Source organism: Pseudolabrys taiwanensis, from assembly GCF_003367395.1.
GTDB lineage: Bacteria > Pseudomonadota > Alphaproteobacteria > Rhizobiales > Xanthobacteraceae > Pseudolabrys > Pseudolabrys taiwanensis.
The window spans coordinates 5,343,485-5,362,230 of record NZ_CP031417.1; the positions used below are offsets into that span (position 1 = coordinate 5,343,485).

21 protein-coding genes and 1 pseudogene are annotated in these 18,746 nt (G+C 66.4%); 6 read left to right on the plus strand and 16 right to left on the minus strand.

Annotated features, from left to right (window positions below):
• Nucleotides 1–86 precede the first annotated feature (86 nt).
• The 8 genes from DW352_RS25400 to DW352_RS25435 form a co-directional block, all read right to left on the minus strand.
• A complete protein-coding gene (locus DW352_RS25400) occupies nucleotides 87–1,310 on the minus strand; it encodes a multidrug effflux MFS transporter (protein WP_115693947.1) in 1,224 nt (407 codons plus the stop codon).
• Between the two features lie 121 nt (nucleotides 1,311–1,431).
• A complete protein-coding gene (locus DW352_RS25405) occupies nucleotides 1,432–3,252 on the minus strand; it encodes an aminopeptidase P family protein (RefSeq protein WP_115694603.1) in 1,821 nt (606 codons plus the stop codon).
• 10 nt (nucleotides 3,253–3,262) lie between these two features.
• Nucleotides 3,263–4,147: a 50S ribosomal protein L11 methyltransferase gene (locus DW352_RS25410; protein ID WP_115693948.1), complete on the minus strand. Its 885-nt coding sequence runs from the start codon at nucleotides 4,145–4,147 to the stop codon at nucleotides 3,263–3,265.
• An 11-nt stretch (nucleotides 4,148–4,158) separates the two neighbouring features.
• Nucleotides 4,159–4,425: a hypothetical protein gene (locus tag DW352_RS25415; RefSeq protein WP_162827201.1), complete on the minus strand. Its 267-nt coding sequence runs from the start codon at nucleotides 4,423–4,425 to the stop codon at nucleotides 4,159–4,161.
• A gap of 36 nt (nucleotides 4,426–4,461) precedes the next feature.
• Nucleotides 4,462–4,611, minus strand: coding sequence for a hypothetical protein (locus tag DW352_RS27115; protein ID WP_115693950.1), 150 nt, complete (start codon nucleotides 4,609–4,611; stop codon nucleotides 4,462–4,464).
• An 88-nt stretch (nucleotides 4,612–4,699) separates the two neighbouring features.
• On the minus strand, nucleotides 4,700–5,410 hold the full coding sequence (locus DW352_RS27205) for a L,D-transpeptidase (protein ID WP_210209893.1): 711 nt from the start codon (nucleotides 5,408–5,410) through the stop codon (nucleotides 4,700–4,702).
• Between the two features lie 148 nt (nucleotides 5,411–5,558).
• A complete protein-coding gene (locus tag DW352_RS25430) occupies nucleotides 5,559–5,984 on the minus strand; it encodes a pyridoxamine 5'-phosphate oxidase family protein (protein WP_115693951.1) in 426 nt (141 codons plus the stop codon).
• 193 nt (nucleotides 5,985–6,177) lie between these two features.
• Nucleotides 6,178–6,582 (minus strand): CAP domain-containing protein, encoded by a 405-nt coding sequence (locus tag DW352_RS25435; RefSeq protein WP_115693952.1) that lies wholly within the window; start codon nucleotides 6,580–6,582, stop codon nucleotides 6,178–6,180.
• Between the two features lie 157 nt (nucleotides 6,583–6,739).
• On the opposite strand from DW352_RS25435, the gene DW352_RS27455 reads away from it, so the two are divergent.
• Nucleotides 6,740–7,150, plus strand: coding sequence for a BA14K family protein (locus DW352_RS27455; protein WP_115693953.1), 411 nt, complete (start codon nucleotides 6,740–6,742; stop codon nucleotides 7,148–7,150).
• Nucleotides 7,151–7,216: 66 nt separating this feature from the next.
• On the opposite strand, the gene DW352_RS25445 is transcribed toward DW352_RS27455, so the two are convergent.
• Nucleotides 7,217–7,603, minus strand: coding sequence for a septal ring lytic transglycosylase RlpA family protein (locus tag DW352_RS25445; RefSeq protein ID WP_115693954.1), 387 nt, complete (start codon nucleotides 7,601–7,603; stop codon nucleotides 7,217–7,219).
• Between the two features lie 171 nt (nucleotides 7,604–7,774).
• Between DW352_RS25445 and DW352_RS25450 the strand changes: the two genes are divergently transcribed.
• Nucleotides 7,775–8,053, plus strand: a complete 279-nt coding sequence (locus DW352_RS25450; protein WP_115693955.1) for a hypothetical protein — start codon at nucleotides 7,775–7,777, stop codon at nucleotides 8,051–8,053.
• Nucleotides 8,054–8,093: 40 nt separating this feature from the next.
• Here the strand turns inward: DW352_RS25450 and DW352_RS25455 are convergent, their stop codons facing one another.
• The 6 genes from DW352_RS25455 to DW352_RS25480 all read right to left on the minus strand — a co-directional run bounded on the left by DW352_RS25455 (nucleotide 8,094) and on the right by DW352_RS25480 (nucleotide 14,579).
• Nucleotides 8,094–8,399 carry a hypothetical protein gene (locus tag DW352_RS25455; protein ID WP_115693956.1) on the minus strand — a complete coding sequence of 102 codons (306 nt, stop codon included), beginning with the start codon at nucleotides 8,397–8,399 and terminating at the stop codon, nucleotides 8,094–8,096.
• Nucleotides 8,400–8,548: 149 nt separating this feature from the next.
• Nucleotides 8,549–8,740: a hypothetical protein gene (locus tag DW352_RS25460; RefSeq protein WP_115693957.1), complete on the minus strand. Its 192-nt coding sequence runs from the start codon at nucleotides 8,738–8,740 to the stop codon at nucleotides 8,549–8,551.
• Nucleotides 8,741–8,893: 153 nt separating this feature from the next.
• Complete coding sequence (locus DW352_RS25465; RefSeq protein WP_115693958.1) at nucleotides 8,894–11,635, minus strand: ATP-dependent helicase; 2,742 nt, start codon at nucleotides 11,633–11,635, stop codon at nucleotides 8,894–8,896.
• Between the two features lie 208 nt (nucleotides 11,636–11,843).
• Nucleotides 11,844–12,827: a Bug family tripartite tricarboxylate transporter substrate binding protein gene (locus tag DW352_RS25470; protein ID WP_115693959.1), complete on the minus strand. Its 984-nt coding sequence runs from the start codon at nucleotides 12,825–12,827 to the stop codon at nucleotides 11,844–11,846.
• Between the two features lie 57 nt (nucleotides 12,828–12,884).
• The gene (locus DW352_RS25475; RefSeq protein ID WP_115693960.1) at nucleotides 12,885–13,616 is read right to left on the minus strand and encodes a dienelactone hydrolase family protein; all 732 of its coding nucleotides are present in this window, start codon (nucleotides 13,614–13,616) and stop codon (nucleotides 12,885–12,887) included.
• A 21-nt stretch (nucleotides 13,617–13,637) separates the two neighbouring features.
• Complete coding sequence (locus tag DW352_RS25480) at nucleotides 13,638–14,579, minus strand: Vgb family protein (RefSeq protein WP_115693961.1); 942 nt, start codon at nucleotides 14,577–14,579, stop codon at nucleotides 13,638–13,640.
• A 376-nt stretch (nucleotides 14,580–14,955) separates the two neighbouring features.
• Between DW352_RS25480 and DW352_RS25485 the strand changes: the two genes are divergently transcribed.
• The 3 genes and pseudogenes from DW352_RS25485 to DW352_RS25495 all read left to right on the plus strand — a co-directional run bounded on the left by DW352_RS25485 (nucleotide 14,956) and on the right by DW352_RS25495 (nucleotide 15,932).
• Nucleotides 14,956–15,405 carry a cupin domain-containing protein gene (locus DW352_RS25485; RefSeq protein ID WP_115693962.1) on the plus strand — a complete coding sequence of 150 codons (450 nt, stop codon included), beginning with the start codon at nucleotides 14,956–14,958 and terminating at the stop codon, nucleotides 15,403–15,405.
• Nucleotides 15,406–15,441: 36 nt separating this feature from the next.
• A pseudogene (locus DW352_RS25490) lies at nucleotides 15,442–15,635 on the plus strand (type II toxin-antitoxin system HicA family toxin).
• A gap of 3 nt (nucleotides 15,636–15,638) precedes the next feature.
• Complete coding sequence (locus tag DW352_RS25495) at nucleotides 15,639–15,932, plus strand: type II toxin-antitoxin system HicB family antitoxin (RefSeq protein WP_115693963.1); 294 nt, start codon at nucleotides 15,639–15,641, stop codon at nucleotides 15,930–15,932.
• Nucleotides 15,933–16,064: 132 nt separating this feature from the next.
• Here the strand turns inward: DW352_RS25495 and DW352_RS25500 are convergent, their stop codons facing one another.
• Nucleotides 16,065–17,330: a flavin-dependent oxidoreductase gene (locus DW352_RS25500; RefSeq protein WP_115693964.1), complete on the minus strand. Its 1,266-nt coding sequence runs from the start codon at nucleotides 17,328–17,330 to the stop codon at nucleotides 16,065–16,067.
• Nucleotides 17,331–17,533: 203 nt separating this feature from the next.
• Between DW352_RS25500 and DW352_RS25505 the strand changes: the two genes are divergently transcribed.
• Nucleotides 17,534–18,703 carry an ABC transporter substrate-binding protein gene (locus tag DW352_RS25505; protein ID WP_115693965.1) on the plus strand — a complete coding sequence of 390 codons (1,170 nt, stop codon included), beginning with the start codon at nucleotides 17,534–17,536 and terminating at the stop codon, nucleotides 18,701–18,703.
• Nucleotides 18,704–18,746: the final 43 nt, after the last annotated feature.

Sequence of the window (18,746 nt, forward strand, 5' to 3'; positions counted from 1 at the left end):
GAACCCGGAATCCAGAAACGAGCACCGAGCCTCTGTCTGGATTCCGGGTTCGCTCGCAAGCGCTCGCGCCCCGGAATGACGAGTATCTATTCGCGTCGCATCGGCGTCCGCACCAGCGCGACATAGGCCACGCAGCCAAGCGAGATCGCTGCGACCGCCATCCAGGCCATCGGCAAGCCGGTTGCCGCGCCGACGAGCAAGAACGATACGATCTGCGTCGAGGCGGCGCCGACGGACATTTGCACAAAGCCGGCCATGCCGGAGGCGCTGCCCGCCGCCTGCGGCCGGATGCTGATTGCGCCCGAGATCGAGTTCGCCATCAGCAGGCCGTTGCCGTAGCTCACGACGAGCTGCGGCAGGAAGATCAAAGCCGGCGTCGCGTTCTTGAAGGTGGCGATCAGCGCCACCGTCACCACGCAGCCGATGAGTTCGACCACAAGGCCGGCGACGATGAGCGCGTCGACGCCGAAGCGCTGCGACAGCCGCGAAACCGTGAAATTGCCGCTCATATAGCCGAACGACATCACCGCGAACCACAGGCCGTACTCGGCTGACGAGCGCCCCATCAGCGTGATCACGACGTGGGGGGCGCCGCCGAGAAAGACGAAGAACGGCGCCGAGCCGAAGGCGCCGATGAGAACGTAACCGTAGAAGCGCGGATGGCGCAGCAGCCTGCGCCATTCGTCGATCAGGAGGCCCGGCGACTGCGGCGCGGCCGCCGGCCGCGTTTCCGGCAAGGTGAAGTAGGCCCAGATCACCGCGGTCGAAGCGAGCAGCGCAATGGCGACGAAGATCGCTTCCCAGCCGAACGCGGTGTCGAGCAGGCCGCCGATCAGCGGCGCCACCATGGGCGCAATCACCATCGCCGTCGTCACGAGCCCGATCATCCCCGCGGCGCGGTCGCGATCGTAGAGGTCGCGAATTATGGCGCGGCTGATCACCACGCCGCCGGAGGCGCCGATCGCCTGCAGGATGCGCGCGACGATGAGCATGTGGATCGAACTGGCGGCGATCGCGGCGAACGACACCAGCATATTGAGCGCGAGCGCGGCGAGGATCACCGGCCGGCGGCCGAAACGATCAGACAACGGGCCGAGCACGAGCTGCGCGGTGGCGAAGCTGAACAGGTAGAGCGACAGCGTGAGCTGCACGGTGGCGGTGTCGGTCGCGAGCGCTTTGACCAATGTCGGCAGCGCCGGCACAACGATGTTGAGCGTTGCCGGGCCGACGCCGGTCATCAGCATCAGCAGCGCCAGCAGCCGCCAATTGGTGGCGCCCGAAGATGACGTTGATGGTTTTGTATTGCGCATTCCTATTCTCAGTCATGCCCGGCCTTGTGCCGGGCATCCACGTCTTTCTTTTGTCAGAAGACGTGGATGGCCGGGACAAGCCCGGCCATGACGTCGGAGGGGCGGAAGACTAGCATTTGGCTTACAGCGGCCGCGTGGCGGCTGCGAGCCAGGCTTGCGTATGGCTGTCGACCAGCGGACCGACCACTTCATGCACACGCGCGTGGTAGCTGTCGAGCCAGTGGCGCTCCTTGCCCGTCAGCATGCGGGTGTTGATCAGCCGCCGATCGATCGGTGCGAGCGTCAACGTCTCGAACGCGTTGAGTGGTTTCTCGGCACCGGCCGGCTCGGGCGCGGCGATCACCAGCACTAGGTTCTCGATGCGGATGCCGTACTCGGCTGTCTTGTAGTAGCCGGGCTCGTTGGACAGGATCATGCCGCGCCGAAGCGTCACGTGTCCGAGCTTCGAGATACGCGCGGGGCCTTCGTGCACGGATAGATAGCTGCCGACGCCGTGGCCGGTGCCGTGATCGAAATCGAGCCCCGCCTGCCACAGCGCGTGGCGTGCGAAGGGATCGAGCTGCGCGCCGCTGGTGTTTTCGGGAAACACAGCCGTGGCGATGCCGATATGGCCTTTGAGCACGCGCGTGAAACGATCGCGCATCTCGGCGGTCGGCTCGCCGATGACGACGGTGCGGGTGATGTCGGTCGTGCCGTCCTCGTATTGCGCGCCGGAATCGATGAGGAACAGCTCGTTGACGCCGAGCTTGCGATTGGTTTCGCGCGTGACACGGTAGTGCACGATCGCGCCGTTCGGACCGGCGCCGGCAATGGTCGGGAAGGATATGTCCTTCAAGAGCCCGGTCTCGCGGCGGAAGCTCTCCAGCGCCGCCACCGCGTCGATCTCGGTGAGCGTTCCCCGCGGCGCCTCGCGATCGAGCCAGGCCAGGAAGCGCGTCACCGCCGCGCCGTCGCGGATATGGGCGGCGCGCATGCCGGCGATCTCGGCATGGTTCTTCACCGCCTTCATCAACGTGATGGGGTCGGCGCCGGCGGCGGGCTTGCCGCCGCGCATTTGGACTTCGCGCGACAATGCGTCGGCCGCGCTCGCCCCGTCGAGCCGAACCGTCTTGTCCTTGAAGGCGGCGAGATCGCCGGCAAGCGCAGCCGGTTCGCGCACGTCGGCCACGTCTTCGAGGGCGTGGCGCGTTTCGTTGTCGAGCTTGGCGCCGTCGACGTAAAGCGCCGGGCGGCCGTCGCGCGGCACGATGGCGAAAGCGAGGGCGAGCGGCGTATGCGCGATGTCGGAGCCGCGGATGTTGAACGTCCAGGCGACGTTCTGCGGATCGGAGACGACGAGCGCATCGGCACGCAGCTTCGTGAGTTCGCCGCGCACGCGTTGCAGCTTTTCCGCGGCGCTTTCGCCGGCGAGCTTGATGTCGCGCAACGTCACGGGGCCGGATGGCGGAGCGGGGCGGTCGTGCCACAGCGCGTCGATCGGGTTGTCCTCGACCGCCACCAATTCGGCGCCGGCGGTGGCCGCGGCTTGGCGGAATCGTTCGACCTGATCGCTCGTGTGCAGCCAGGCGTCGTAGCCGACCTTCTGGCCCGCGGTGACGTTCTGTGTCAGCCACTGATCGGGCGGCGTCTCGACGAGATGCGCGATTGCGAACACGTTCTTGTCGATCTGCGCATCGGCCTGCACGGTGTAGCGGCCGTCGACGAAAACTGCCCCTCGGTCATGAAGGACGATGGCGAAACCGGCCGAGCCGGTGAAGCCCGTCAGCCAGGCGAGGCGTTCCTCGCTCGCCGGCAGGTACTCGTTCTGCTGGCGGTCGGCGCGCGGCACGAGAAAGCCGTCGAGGCCGCGCCGCGTGAGCTCGGCGCGCAGGGCGGCGACGCGGGCCGCGCTCGCGGCGCGCTCGCTGGAATCGTCGAACGTCTGAAAGTGTGCTTTGAACATGGCCGGCACTTTAGCCGCCCGCGCGCCGCAGGACGAGCGTCATCCAGCCGTCGAGCGGGAACCGCTTCTCGAGCACCAGGCCCTGCGCGCGATACGCGGCAAGCGCGGCGTTGGCATGGCCCGGCAATAGACCCGAGAGCACCACGCGCGCGCCCGGCGCGGCGAGGCGGGCCAGCGGACGCGCCATGCGCACCAGCGGGCCAAGCAGGATATTGGCGAAAATCAGATCGTAAGGGCCGGGCGCGGTGAGCGCGCGGCGGCCGACGCCCGCGGCGGTGACGAACGTGATGAGCGGCGCGACATGATTGAGCCGCGCATTGTCGCGCGCCACCGCCACGGCCAGTGGGTCGATGTCGCTGGCGACGACGGGCGCGCGCAACGCCTTGGCCGCGGCGAAGGCGAGAATGCCGGAGCCGGTGCCGACGTCGAGCACGCGGCGGAAGCGGCGGCGATGCGCCAGATCGTCGAGCGCCAGCAGGCAGCCGCGCGTGGTGCCGTGATGCCCGGTGCCGAACGCGAGCGCCGCCTCGATCTCGATGCCCAGCGCATGCGACGGCACGCGCTTGCGGTCGTGGGCGCCGTGCACCAGGAAGCGACCGGCCGGCACCGGCTTGAGGCCTTCGAGACTTTGCGCCACCCAGTCGGTGGCGGCGATCGGCTCGAGCGTCAACGCCGTTGCGGCTTTGTCACCCGCGGCGAGCCGCACCAGATCGCGCAGCGCCGCTTCGTCAGGCGGAAAACGGAAGTGGATGGCAACGTGCCATTGGCCGCTGTCGTCCTCGAAGGCGGCGCAGGCGGTATCTTCGGCGTCCAGGCTCTCGCCAAGGAACGCCGCGACGCGGCGAGCCGTGGCCTCGTCGCAGGACAGGCGCGCGACGGTCGTGGGATTGTCCATCGGAAAGGCGCTTAACGCTTGTCCTGCGGCACGTGGAGGATGCGCGCGAAGGAGCCGTCCGCGGTGATGGGGAAGATCTGGCCCGAATAGGTGGCGAGCGAATGCTCCGACCAGGTCCACATCTGGCCGGTCTTGCGGTCGAGAATGAGGACCTTGCCTTCGGGCTGGTGGCGGCCGGAGAGGCGCACCATATCGTAGCGCCCGGCGTGGCGCGGCTCGGCGAAAGCTTGCGTCGCGGCGCCGATTAGGATCGCGGCGACGAGCAGGCGGGACAGCATCGGATGCTCCTTCGAATCCACCCCGCCACTATAGCCTCAATGCCGCTTGAAGTACTGGACCTCGCGCTCGTGCTGCACAGCGGCCGCCTTGGTGTCGAAGGTGCCGAGGTTGCGCCTTTTGCCGGTCTTCGGGTTCTTCTTACGGGAATACAGCCGGTATTTGCCGCTCGCCAGTTTGCGGATCATGGTTCACCTCCACCCGCTCAAGCCGGGCGCCGTGCGTTTCGTTCCGTGATCGAAACGCGCGGTGCGCCGGCTTTAAGCTGGCGCAGGCTCACCAGCCGAACGGCAGGAAGCCCGGCGGCGGGTTGTTCGAGCCGGCGCGGTAGTAGCGGCGTTCGACCGGAGGGGGGGCGGGCTGGTCGCGATAGTAGTAATAGTAGCGGCCGGAGTTGTCGTAGCTGCGGGCGCGCACGGGGCGCTGCGGCTGGCGGGCGACGTAATCGCCGTACTCGTCGTCGGTCGAGTAATAGCGCTCGTAATCCTGCGCCTGCTGCTGCTGCGACGGCCGCGCCGACGGCCTGCGGGCGACCGGTACGCCGGCGCTCGGGATTTCGCCCTCGAGCACGACTTTGGTATTAGCCATTTTGTTTTTCTTCACGAGGTCCCAGAGGATCTCGGAATTGGCGCGCGAGAGGCGCACGCAGCCATGCGACACCGGCTTGCCAAGATTCTTGGCATCGAGCGTGCCGTGGATGGCGTGGCCTTTCATGGTGAAGAAGATCGAGTTCGGCATCGGCGCGTCGTCCCACTCCTTGGAGAAGTGGTCCTTCTCCATGCGGAACGGCTTCCAGTCGCCGCTCGGCGTATCGTAGCCGGAGGCGCCGGTGGACACCGGCCAGACATAGAGCTCCTCGCCGTCCTCAACGACGGACATCCGCTGCGCCGATTTGTCGACGGTGATGAGAAGCTCGGCCCGGGCGGGCACGGCGGCAAGAAACGCCGCGAAGCCGGCGACGGCGATGCAGAGCTGAGGGATACGCATAGACTTACTCCAAACCCCCGGATGAACGGGAACCCTAGCACGTGGTGAGGGGGCAAATGTGACCGATCACGGAGTTGTCAATGCGGCTGGCGCACGACCGTTCCGTCCCCGCCGCGCACCAGTACGGACCGCGCGCGGCGCCGCAGCCTCAGAGTAACACTTTGCCGCGGGCATCCAGCGCCTTGTCGATTTTGACCAGCGCGGCGATGCCGGTGTCGGCGCCGACATGGGTCTGCTCGCGCGGCAGCAGCAGCGAGAAGACCTTCTGGTGCACCGGTCCGCTCTCGATCAGCTCGACCTTGCCGAAGAAGCGGATGAAGCCGCTCTCGAGGAGGCCGTCGCGCTGTGCCTTGAAGTTCGAATACATGATGCACACGCGCGGATCGTGCTGGAGATTGTCCAGCGCGCCTTTCTTGGAGCGCTCCCACCAGGCGAGATGCGCATCGTCGTAGACGACCATGCTGCCCTTCGGCGCGATGTTCGGCCCGAGCGGACCGCTGGTGGCGACGAGGCAGGGATAGCCATCGTCCCAGGCGTTGCGGATGAGCGTTTTCAGCGTGTCGGAAAGCGGCATGGTGAGAGGACTTTCTGAGGAGGCCAGCGGCCAGATAGCGTGGCCTCTCGGTTGTCATGGCCGGGCTTGACCCGGCCATCCATGAGGCCGCGAGGCATTGGAAGTCTTAGTCGTAAGTCTGCTGAATGTGAATCTCATCATGGATGCGCGGGTCAAGCCCGCGCATGACCGTCCACTGTGGCGGCGCAGAATGTCAATTCCCCAGCTCCAGCACCCAGTATTTGCGTCCGTTCTCCGCCGTCGCGGAGGCGAGGCCGTAATGCGTGATGTTGCGCATCAGCATGTTGCGGCGATGGCCCGACGACTGCGCCCAGGTGCGGAAGGCGCACGCGGAATCGGCGCAGCCGACCAGCACGTTCTCGGCCGCGGCCGACGACACGATCGCGCCGAGGCGCGCGCGAAAGCCATCGTGATCGAGCCGGCCGCGCCGCGCGAGGTCGTGCGCATGACTGTGCGCGGCGGCCGCGAGCGCGGAAGAGACCGACAGCCGCGGCAGCTTGTGCTGGGCACGAAACGTATTGATGTCGAGCGCCTGCGCGGCGGCGCTCCCGGTGAGCAGGGCGGCGGCAACGAGCGCGACGGGTCGAAAGGCGGACATAGGCTTCCTTCGCGTGGGTGGGCGGCGGCGGCCCTTTTACCGGCCTTGCGGTGCGGACCTACCAAAGGCCGCGATCGTTCATAGATTAAGATCAAGGCGATGCCCGCGCCACCGGCGTATTCAGACGGCGTGGGGGCCTTCCCAGCGAGGGCGTGCGATGTCGTGGCGTGTGTTTCTGGCCGTTGTGGCGGTCGCGCTTGTGAATGTGGCGGTTGGCCTCGATTGGCTGAGCACGCCTGCTGCGCCGCCGCGCATATCGAGCCTGCAAGTGCCGATCGCTTATCCGTCGCCGCCGAGCCCGCCACCGGTGGCCGCGACGCCTGCTCCCGCAGCGCCCGCGCCCGCGCCGGTTCAAGCCGTCGCACCGCGGCAGGCTCCGGCCCCCGCCGCCAGCGCGACTGTCGCGCCGCCGCCCGCCGTCGAGGCGAGCGAAGCCCGCGCACAGGCGCCGGCCGCGCCGCCCGGCTGCAACGTCGCGGCCTGCGAAGGGCACTACAAGAGCTTCCGCGCGTCGGACTGCACTTATCAGCCGAACGACGGTCCGCGCAGAGTGTGCCGCAGGAAGTGACGGCGCGTTATTGCGCGCCGCGGTGCAGGCTCTTCAACTCACGCCAACTCATTCGATCAGAAGCGCTCAGCTCACGCAGAGATACTGCGCGCCGCTCATGCCGAGGCGGCGCGCCGCGCCGTGCGCGAGATCGAGCCGCGCGCCCATGCGATACGCCGTGCCGTAAGGCCCGGTGTCGTTGACGCGCACAACGAGCGAACGGCCGTTCTTCGGATTGGTGACGGTGAGCGATGTGCCGAGCGGCCAGGTGCGCGCCGCGGCGGTGTTGCCGTTGGCGTCGAAGCGCTCGCCCGTCGCGGTGCGCTTGCCCGATGAATAATGGCTGGCCAGTACTTCCTGTCCGGCGCAGCTGCCGGACTTCTTCACGTATCGATGCACGGTCGACCAGCCGCCGGCATTGGCGGCGGTGACGGCGACGAGGCCCAAAGCGAGCCCCAGCCAAAGAGCCTTCATGAATAAAATCCCCGACTAATGTGTGATGAGGGGCCGTAAATCGGGGAAATGGGGCGAGAGCAGGGCGCGCCGGGTCGGGCGGTAGCGCGTTATGTCAGCTGGTCACCGCTTGCCGAATGGCCAAGGTCCGCTACGATGCGGGTATAATTGTCTCACCACAACCAGCCCGCCATGCCGTTTTTCCCCGGACATCGCGCAGCGATCGGCGCCATCGCTGTGGCCGTCATCGCCGCCAGCCTGCCTGCGACCATGCCGGCCGCCGCGCAGGCGCCTGCCGCGCGCGCTGCCGGCGGCTTTACCGTCGCCGGCGTGGCCGGACGCAAATGCGCCTGCACCCGGGATTACCGGCCGGTCTGCGCGCTGATGCCGAACGGCGCGTGGCGCACGTTCTCCAATGCCTGCACGGCCGCTTGTGCCGATGGGACCGTTATCCGGCGCGGCAAGTGTTGAGCTCACGCCGGGCGGCCGCCGCGCGGGCCCGCGACGCCTCTCACCTTCTTCCCTTCGGCTTCGTCAGTGCATCGGCCACGCTGCGCGGCCGGCGCGCGCCGATGACCTGAGCGGTGCACTTATTGTCGGCTGAGCAGAACACCGTGCAATCGGTGCCGGCTTTGCCGGCGCAATCGGTGCCGCAGCCATAGCCTCGGGCGTCCTGCGAGAACGTGCCGCCGGCTTTGTCGCACGCGCCCTTGAGCTGATCGCTCGACGTCTTGGGCAACGTCAGGTCGCGCGCCAGCGCGGCGCCGGAAAGCGCAAACGCGCCGGTGAGGATGAGCACGGCGGTCAGATGTCGCAAAGGCACGCTCCCGATGGATCGCGCCGCCCTTGCATCGATTATGTCACAGCAGGCGCGCCCGGGAAGGGGCTTGGCCTTCGGCCTTGCCGGCGGCCTTTACGGTGAGAGAAGAGGCTTGCGGAGCGGCGCTGCCGTCCGCCGGGCGTCCTTTAGGCGTCGGCCGGGGTCTCGTCGTGCGCCTGTTCATCGCTCTCGTCGGGCGCGCCATTGGCGCGTTCGGCCAGCAGCAGATAAGCACGCGCCATGCCGGCAAAGCCGGCGCGCAACAGCGGCTCTTTTTGCGCTTCGGCCGCGACGAACAATTCGCGGGCTTTGACGCTGTAGTCGATCGAGGCTTGCATGGCCGCGGGGTCTCCGACGCGTTACTGCGCGCATATAATGTTCGGATGGCGGTTTCGTTCCCTGAAGGCGGGTGCAGGTAGGGCCGCAGGTAACCCCTGCGGCAGCGCGCGGTATCGTGGGACGCGGGCTGCGATGCCGCGCAATGGCGGCGTTCACACCCGTTCGACGAAGCTATCCACCACGCGCTTCTCGCCGGCTTTGTCGAAGGCGATGGTGAGCTTGTTGCCGTCGACGTTGACGACGTTGCCGTTGCCGAATTTCTGATGGAAGACGCGGTCGCCCACTTTGAACGAGGACGACGCGCCCGTGGACTTGGCGATCAGTTCGCCTTCGATGGTGAGCGGCGCGCGTTTGGGCGCTAAGCGACCGGCGCTTTGCGCGCGGCCACCCCTCTCACTCAAGGGGGGAGGGGACGATGCGGCGTCGTCGTCCGCATAAGCGTCGCTGTCCTGGTCGAACACGCCGTCGGGCACATAGCGCGGCGCGCCGCTGTCGGAGAAGCCGCCTTTGCCGCGCCGCTGCTGCGCGCGCTGCCAGCCGGGCGTGGAATAGGTCGAGCCGAACGAGCCCATCTCGTCGAAGCGGCTCGGGCCGTAGCCCGACATGCCGAAGCCGCCGGTGCCGCCCGCGGCCTCCTTCACCTCGACATGCTCCTCCGGCAGCTCGTCGAGGAAGCGCGACGGCACGTTCGACGACCACAGGCCGTGGATGCGCCGGTTGGCGGCGAAGTAGATCTTGGCGCGCTTGCGCGCGCGCGTGATGCCGACATGGGCGAGGCGGCGCTCTTCCTCGAGGCCGGCGCGGCCCTGGTCGTCGAGCGAGCGCTGATGCGGAAACAGGCCTTCCTCCCAGCCGGGCAGGAACACGGTGTCGAACTCCAGGCCCTTGGCCGAGTGCAGCGTCATGATGCTGACGGCCTGCTCGTTGTCGGCGCTGTCGCGGTCCATCACCAGCGAGATGTGTTCGAGGAAGCCTTGCAGGTTCTCGAACTCCTCCATCGAGCGCACCAGCTCCTTGAGGTTTTCCAGCCGTCCGGCGGCGTCGGCGCTGCGGTCCTTCTGCCACATCTCGGTGTAGCCCGACTCGTCGAGGATGATCTCGGCGAGCTCGTTGTGGGGCAGCGTCTCCTTCTGCTTGGCCCAGCGGCCGAAGCTTTCCATCAGCGTGCGCAACGCGGTGCGCGGCTTCGGCTTCATCTCGTCGGTGGCGGACAGCGCGCGCGCGGCCTCCGTCAGCGGCACTTTGTTCTTGCGCGCATAGTCGTGCAGCATCTGCAGCGCGGCGTCGCCGAGGCCGCGCTTCGGCGTGTTGACGATGCGCTCGAAAGCGAGGTCGTCGGCCGGCTGCGCGACGACGCGCAGGTAGGCGAGGGCGTCGCGGATTTCCGCGCGCTCGTAGAAGCGCGGGCCGCCGATGACGCGATAAGGCATGCCGAGCTGGATGAAGCGGTCTTCGAACTCGCGCATCTGGAACGACGCGCGCACCAGGATCGCGACCTCGTCGAGCGGATGGTCCTCGCCGCGGTCGCGCGCCTCGCGCTGCATCTGCTCGATCTCTTCGCCGATGGCGCGGGCTTCTTCCTCGGAGTCCCACGCGCCGGTGACCTGCACCTTCTCGCCGAGTTCGTCCTCGGTGCGCAGCGTCTTGCCGAGGCGGCCTTCGTTATGCGCGATGAGCGCGCTCGCGGCGGCGAGGATGTGGCCGGTGCTGCGATAGTTGCGTTCCAGGCGCACGACCTTCGCGCCCGGGAAGTCGTGATCGAAGCGCAGGATGTTGTCGACCTCGGCGCCGCGCCAGCCATAGATCGACTGGTCGTCGTCGCCGACGCAGCAGATGTTTTTTTGGTGCGTCTGCGATGCGCTTGGCAAAGCCGCTTGTGCGCTTTCCTCTCCCCTTGCGGGAGAGGGTGCCTGAGCGGCGTCAGCCGCGAAGGCGGGTGAGGGGTCAGTGCTTGCCGGCATATCGAACGTATCGGCGAGTTCGAACCCCTCATCCGGCTCGCCTTCGCTTTGCTCAGGCGATCCACCCTCTCCCGCAAGGGGAGAGGGTTGCGCTGCGGCTTGCGGCGACGTGCTCGGTACATTCTGCGACAGCAATCTCAGCCACAAATACTGCGCGACGTTCGTATCCTGATATTCGTCCACCAGGATGAACCTGAAGCGCTGCTGATACTGCTTGAGCACATCCGGGTTCTGCCGGAACAGGCGAATGCACTCCAAGAGCAGGTCGCCGAAGTCGGCCGCGTTCAGCGTCTTCAGCCGCTCCTGATAGGCGGTGTAGAGCTTCTTGCCCTTGCCGTTGCCGAAGCTCGCGGCTTCGCCGGCCGGCACTTGCTCCGGCGTGAGGCCGCGGTTCTTCCAGCCGTCGATCAGCATCGCCAGCACGCGCGCCGGCCAGCGTTTGTCGTCGAGCCCCTCGGCTTCGACGAGCTGCTTGAGGACGCGAATCTGGTCGTCGGTGTCGAGGATGGTGAAGTCGCTCTTGAGACCGACCATCTCGGCGTGGCGGCGGAGGATCTTCACGCCGATGGAATGGAAGGTGCCCATCCAGGGCATGCCCTCGGCGACCGCGCCGACCATCATGCCGACGCGCTCCTTCATCTCGCGCGCCGCCTTGTTGGTGAAGGTCACGGCGAGGATCTGCGAGGGATGCGCCCGGCCCATGTTGAGGATGTGCGCGATGCGCGTGGTCAGCACGCGCGTCTTGCCGGTGCCGGCGCCGGCCAGCACCAGCACCGGGCCGTCGAGCGTCTCCACCGCCGCCCGCTGCTCCGGGTTGAGGTCGGTGAGATACGGCAGATTGCTGGCGCGGGCGGCCATCGCCCGGGCGGCAATCCCGCCGGCGGCGGGGCGCGGGGGCACGGATACGGGAGCGGAACGCGGGGACTCGGCCATCTTTCCAAGGGGTTAGAGAAGGCCGAGACAACGGCCACCATAGATTCTCTCTAGCCCAAAGATGGCATTCGTGGGCCCGTATTTCGAGGGGCGGACCCCGCCGGCCGCGCCGGTTCCAACGCTTTCCGTCGCGACATCCCAGCTATTTCGGCGCGGCAGGGCGGGCAGGGCGCCGCCCTGCCCGCAGAACGGGTGGATCGCGCGCGCTTTACTGCGGCTTGTATTCTTCGCGCTTGGTGTTGGCGATCTTGATCAGGGTCTCGGCGGCCTTGCGGTCTTCGACCAGAAACGCGGCGAAGGCCTCCGGCGTGGTCGGCGCCGCGACCACAGACTGCTGCTCGAGATAGGCCACGAACGCGGGCTCGCTGAACAGCGTCACGAAGGCGCTGTTGATCTTCGCGATGACCGCGGGCGGCGTGGCTTTTGGCGCCACGATGCCCCACCAGCCTTTGCCGGGATAGCCGGGCAGGCCCGCTTCGTCGAAGGTAGGCACATCCGGCAGGAGCGGCGAGCGCTTGGCCGACGAAATCGCGAGTGCCTTGACGTTGCCGGCTTTCACCAATCCGAGGAAGTTGCCGACCCCGAAGCGCGTCGCTTGCACCTGGTTGGCGGCGACAGCCTGTGCCGCGGGCCCGCCGCCGGCATAGGGCACGCCGACGATCCCGGTGCCCCACTGGTTGTTGAGCCACTTCAGGAACAGATCGGGGAACGAGCCGTCGCCCAAGGTCGCGAAATTGAGGCCGTCGGGTTTCGCCTGCGCCATGCCCTTGAGCTCGGCGATCGTGTTCACGCCAAGCGCGGACGAAACGAACAGCCCTTCGTTGAGAAAGAAGAGCCGCGTGATCGGTGCGAGATCGCGCGCGGGATCGTAGGGCAGCTTGGCGTAGTGAAGCGGATTGTACGACATGGCGTCGTGGTGCAGCAGGCAAAGCGTGTAACCGTCGGGCGCGGCTTGCGCGCAAGCCTGTGCCGCGATGATGCCGCCCGCCGTGCCGCGGTTCTCGATGATCAGCGGCTGGCCGAGCCGTTGCGACAATTCCTGTCCGGCCTTGCGGGCGATGACATCGGTGACGCTGCCGGCGGCGATCGACACGATCAGCCGGATCGGCCGGTCAGGATAAGTCTCTGCATGCGCCGTGGCGGCGCCGAATGTGAGAACAAGACCTAAAGCAACGCGCGCGACTTTCCCCATGACGTTTTCCTTCCCCAGTTATCGATTGTTGTCGTTCTTTTGAGCATGCGTTTTTTCTTAGAGCTTGCCTTCGAAGGCAGCCGTCGCGAAGGCGTCGAGCATCGCGTAGCTCTGCCGTGCCGCGCCCGGGTCGTAACAGGCGATGCCCGGCACATCGGATTCGATCTCGCAGAAGGAATGCAGCAGGCCGCCGAAGACGAGCATCTGCCATTTGGCGTCGGCGGCTTCCATCTCCGCCTCGAAAGCATCGCGGTCGCTCTTCGGCACCACAGGATCCTTGGCGCCGTGCATCACGCAAATGGCCGCTTTGATGTCGCCGGGCTTGGCCGGCAGCGGCGTCAGCAGGTCGCCGTGCAGGCAGATCGCCGCCTGTATGTCGGCGCCGCTGCGCGCGAGCTCGAGCACGTTGCCGCCGCCGAAGCAGAAGCCGGCCGCGGCCTGTCGTTTCAGATCGCCGATGGCGCGTTTGCTGCTTTCGGCGCGCAACGTCTCCAGCGCCGCAACGATGCGCCGCCGTCGTTCAGGCGCGTCGGCACGCACGGCGTTGGCGAGGGACATCGCTTCCGGCGGGCTGTCGGGAACCTTACCCTCACCGTACATGTCGGCGACGAAGGCGACGTACTTGTTGCCGGCGATGGCGGCCGCGCGCTCGATCGCTTCATTGCTGACGCCAAGCCAGTTCGGCGCCATCAGTAGCAACGGCCGCTCGCCGCTCGTGTGCTCGTCGTAGACCAGGGCGCCGCGGCCGACGATGCCGCCGGCCCGATACTCGATCCATTCAACCGTCACATTTTCCCCCTTCTCCGGCGGTCAGCCGAGAATGATCTCACCGATCAGCCCGGCGTCGTATTGCGTGAAGTAAAGTCGTCCGTTCGACAGCCCGGCAATGCAGCGCGCGCCGCTGGCCTTCGTCGGAATGTCGTATTCGGCGATCAAGGTGCCGTCCGGTTTCATGTGACCGATCTTGTTGGCGAAGTTTTCCGTGCACCAGAGATTGCCGTCGGCGCCGATAGCAACGCCGCGCAGCGACGCATTCGGCGTCGGAAACACGAAATCCCGAAAGGTGCCGTCGCGGTCCAGGCGACCGAGCGCATTGGCACCCGTCTCGACGAACCAGATGCTGCCGTCGTCATACGTGACCATCGCGCGCGGCTGGCTGTCGCGCGTCGGGATATCGAACTCGGTGACCGCGCCGTCGACGCTTATCCGTCCGACCCGGTTGCCGGCCGCCTCGCTGAACCACAGCGCCCCATCGCGCACCACGATCGACAACGGCTTGCTGCCTGGCGTGATGCCGTCTTTGAATTCGGTGATCCTGCCGTCGGGGGTGATGCGGCCGATCTGACTGACTTCGGTTTCCGAGAACCAGATATTGCCGTCCGGTCCGAGCGCGATGCCGTCGGGTCCCGCGTTCGGTGTCGGCACGTCGAATTCGGCCAACGCGCCCTGGGGCGAGAGACGCCCGATCTTGTTCGCTTTCTTTTGCGCGAACCACAGATTGCCATCGCCGCCGAGAACGATGCCGATCGGCGTCGCATTGGGCGTCGGCAACTCGAACTCGGTAAAGCGCTGCGTGCGTGGATCGAAGCAGCCGACCTTGGCGGCGCCGCTCTCGCAGAACCAGAGATTGCGATCCGGCCCCTCAACGCAAATGTAGGGCGCGCTGCCTTCGCTCGGAATGCGGTACTCGCGGATTTCGATCGATCGCGCGTTGTGCGGTCGTGTGCTCGCGACATGTGAATCGGATGACATCGTCGGTCCCGGAGCGTGGTACAGTGAACGTTTCCTCGATGCGCGATGATAGCAATCGCAGCAGTCGCCAAGTCAATCGACGCATCGCAATTTGCGAACCGGAGTGCGGTACAAGACGTCAAGAGAGCGTCAAAAAGATGCGCCTGATCGGGGCGAGGAAGACAACGCGCACGGCCAGCGGGAATTGGGTCGTCCGGCGTCGGCCCGTGCGGCGCGCAAGGGGGCGCGGCGCCCCGGATCTCCGGCCGGCACCGTGAGCGGGCTCGGACGCCATGCTTAACGCGGTGCGTAAACGCTATTCGCAGGTGCCGCCGAAACGGTCTGGAACTCTGCCGGGCCGTTCTTTAAGCTGCCGGCCAACAAAGGAGTTCGACGCATGCAGCCGATGACGCCCGGCATCACCAAGGCCGGCACTGGTATCGATGGGATCGTGTGGAGCATTCTGGGCCAGACCTATGTGCCCAAGCAGCTCTCGGAGGAGTCCTTCGCCTGGCATGCGACATTCCCGTCGGGCACCTTCGTGCCGCCGCACATCCATCCGACGCAGGACGAGTTCATCTACATGCTCGAGGGCAGGCTCGACGCGGTGATCGACGGCCGCGACTTCGCCGCGACCGCCGGCGATGTGATCAAGCTGCCGATGGGCATCCCGCACGGCCTGTTCAACAAATCCGACCAGACCGTGAAGTGCTTCTTCTGGGTGACGCCGACGCGCAAGCTCTACGACCTGTTCTGGGCCATCCACTCGATGAAGGAGCAGAACCCGCCGGACGTCGTCGCGCTCTCGGCGCGCTACGAGGTGAACTTCCTGCCGCCGCCGGCGTGAGGGGCGGCGCGGCTAGCGTAGCCTGCGGGGACATGGATGCTGACCGACAGCCGTGATATCATCCAGCGGCTGCGGCAAGATGGTTTCGAACTCGTATCGGTACGCGGCTCGCACCACAAATTCGTCCATCGGGCGAAGCATCTAATGGTGATCGTGCGCATCCCAAACGGGACTTACCGAAGGGGACCGTGCGCAGCATCTACAAGCAGGCAGGCTGGCCGAAGGATTGACCGATGCCTCACTACATCGCGCTCATTCATAAAGAAGCCGACAGTTCTTACGGCGTGTCGTTTCCCGATGTGCCGGGCGTCGTTACGGCTGGCGGCACCATTGACGAAGCGATGCGGCGCGCGGCCGAAGTCTTGGTGTTTGCCGCCGAGGACTGGGAAGATCGGGACGGCAATAGGCGCTTTCCTCCGCCGCGCACCATCGATGAATTGCGCGCTGACGCTGAATTCCAGGAAGACGCGGCCGATGCCGTTGTCGCGGCCATTCCATTTCGCGTGACGGCGGAAGCGGCCGAGTAAGCCTCGAGGGCGGGCGCTGTACGTCCTTCGTTCATTCCCGCGCAAGCGGGAATCCAGTTCTTACGATGGAGCGTTTGGCCACTTGGTTCCCGCTTGGGCGGGGACAAACGGCCAAGAGGCCCATGGCGCCCACTAAGCCGCGTTCGCCGGTGCGCCGAGCGGTTGCTTGTTGACCTGCTCCTTGGCGAAGCCCGCCTTCGAAGCGTAACCGCGCACGATGGCCTTGCGCTGCTCGTAGGTCAGCACGGCGTCGATATTGTCGAAGCCGTCCGGCGCGCGCGCCTCGACGGCATCGATCACGCCTTCCGGGCCGCCGGAGCGGTTCGACTGCACGATCTGCGCCGTCATCGGCAAACGCTCGCGTTCGTATTCGAACAGCGCCTGGCCGACGTGGTCGGCGTCGCGCAGACGATCGGCGAGGCAGCGCGCGTCGAGGATCGCCTGCGAGGCGCCGTTGGAGCCGACCGGATACATCGGATGGGCGGCGTCGCCGAGCAACGTCACGCGGCCGTGCGACCAATGCGGCAGCGGATCGCGGTCGCACAAGGGATATTCCCAGAACTCCGGCGTGGCTTCGATCAAGGCCTTGGCGTCCACGAACGGAATGTGGAAGCGCTGCACGTGCGGCATCAGATCCTCGAAGCGGCCGAGCCGCGACCAGTCTTCCTTCTTCGGCGGCACGCCGGGCTCGGCGACCTTCACCATCACGGCCCAATTGGTGAGCGGGCGATCCTCGCGCGCGCCTTCGCCGATCGGATAGACGACGAGCTTGGCCGCCATGCCGCCGGCAATGACCATCGAGCGGCCGGTGAGATAGCGCGGCCAGTCGAGCGCGCCGCGCCACAGGATGGTGCCGTTCCAGCGCGCCGGGCCTTCGTGCGGATAGAGCGCCGCGCGCACATGCGAGTGGATGCCGTCGGCGCCGATCAGGATGTCGCCGCGCGCGGTGGCGCGATGGGCGCCGTCACGTTCGAAGAAATAGGCGGTTACGCCGGCATCGTCCTGCGTGAAGGAGCCGAGGCGATGGCCGGTATGGATGCGCGACTCGCCGATGCGGGCGCGCACCGCCTGATAGATGACCGCCTGCAGCCGGCCGCGGTGGATCGAGAATTGCGGATATTCGAAGCCGGCCTCGGTGCCGCGCGGCTCGCGCCAGATTTCCTGGCCCGTGCGGTTCATATAGAACAGCTCGTGCGTGCGGATACCGACGCGGTCGAGCGCCGGGAGGAGGCCGAGATCGGCAAGCTCCTTGATTGCATGCGGCAAGGTGTTAATGCCGACGCCGAGCTCGCGGACCTGCTCCGACTGCTCAAATATCTCGCAATCGATGCCGCGCGCATGCAGCATCAGCGCGGTGGTCAGGCCGCCAATGCCGCCGCCGACGATTATCGCCTTCATCGCACTCACTCCCAGGGTACCCGTCGGTCGCATCATGGCGCTGCCGGCCTGGTCCGGCAACGGATTCCGGCCGGCACGGTTATCGCCGCCCTGTTGACTCGCCGCCGGGTTCGCCGCTCAACTGTTGGCATAAAAACTGCACCAACGCAGCGCCGGTGCAACGATGCGCCGGCGCCAGAGGTGCTTAAGGGGAGATTATATCCATGCGGACATGCCTTCGAGGATTTGCCGCGATTTCGGCTCTGCTGCTGACGGTCGGCAGCGCCGCCGCTCAGGACAAGATCCGCATCGGCCTGATCTATACGCTGTCGGGGCCGCCGGCCGCTCTCGGCCAGCAGTCGAAAAACGGCTTCGAGCTGGCGCTGAAACATCTCGGCGGCAAGATGGGCGGCAAGGACGTCGAGCTCGTGGTCGTCGACGACGAACTCAAGCCCGATCTCGCGATTCAAAAAGCACGAGCGATGATCGACCGCGACAAGGTCGACGTCGTGGTCGGCCCGATCTTCTCGAACGTGCTGGTGGCGATCCACAAACCCGTGCTCGAAGCCGGCAAGGTGCTGATCAGCACCAATGCGGGCGCGTCGTCCTTCGCCGGCGCGGCGTGCAACGCGCATTTCTTCGTCACGTCGTATCAGAACGACCAAATCTACGAGACCCTGGGCAAGGTCGCGACCGACAAGGGTTACAAGACGGTCTATGCCGTGGTGCCGAACTATCAAGCCGGCAAGGACGCGCTGGCCGGCTTCAAGCGCACCTATCAGGGTAAGATCGTCGAAGAGTCGCTCGTGCCGCTCAACAATCTCGACTTCCAGGCCGAGATCACCAAGATCAACGCCAGCAAGCCGGATGCGCTGTTCACCTTCATGCCGGGCGGCCTCGGCATCAGCCTGATCAAGCAGCTCAACCAGGCCGGTCTCAAGGGCAAGCTGCCGATCCTGTCGGCCTTCACCGCCGACGAAGCGACGTTACCGGTGCTGCAGGACGCGGCGGAAGGCGTGTTCGGCGCGCTGACCTGGGCGCCGAACCTCGACAACCCGGAGAACAAGAAGTTCGTCGCCGACTACGAGGCGGCCTACAACGCCGTGCCGGCGTCCTACGCCATGCAGGCTTACGATGCGGCGATGCTGATCGACAGCGCCGTGCGTGCGACCGGCGGCAACGTGTCGAACACCGCGGCCTTCGCGGCAGCGCTCAAGAAGGCGGATTTCAAGTCGGTGCGCGGGCCGTTCAAGTTCAACGTCAACGGCTATCCGATCGAGGACTTCTATCTGACCAAGGTCGTCAAGCGTCCGGACGGCAAATTCCAGACCGAGATCGTCGAGAAGGTGCTGACGGCGAACGCCGACAGCTACGCGAAGGACTGCAAGTTGTAAGCATCCGCTGCGCTGATAAACAGATCATGGCCGGGAAATCCCG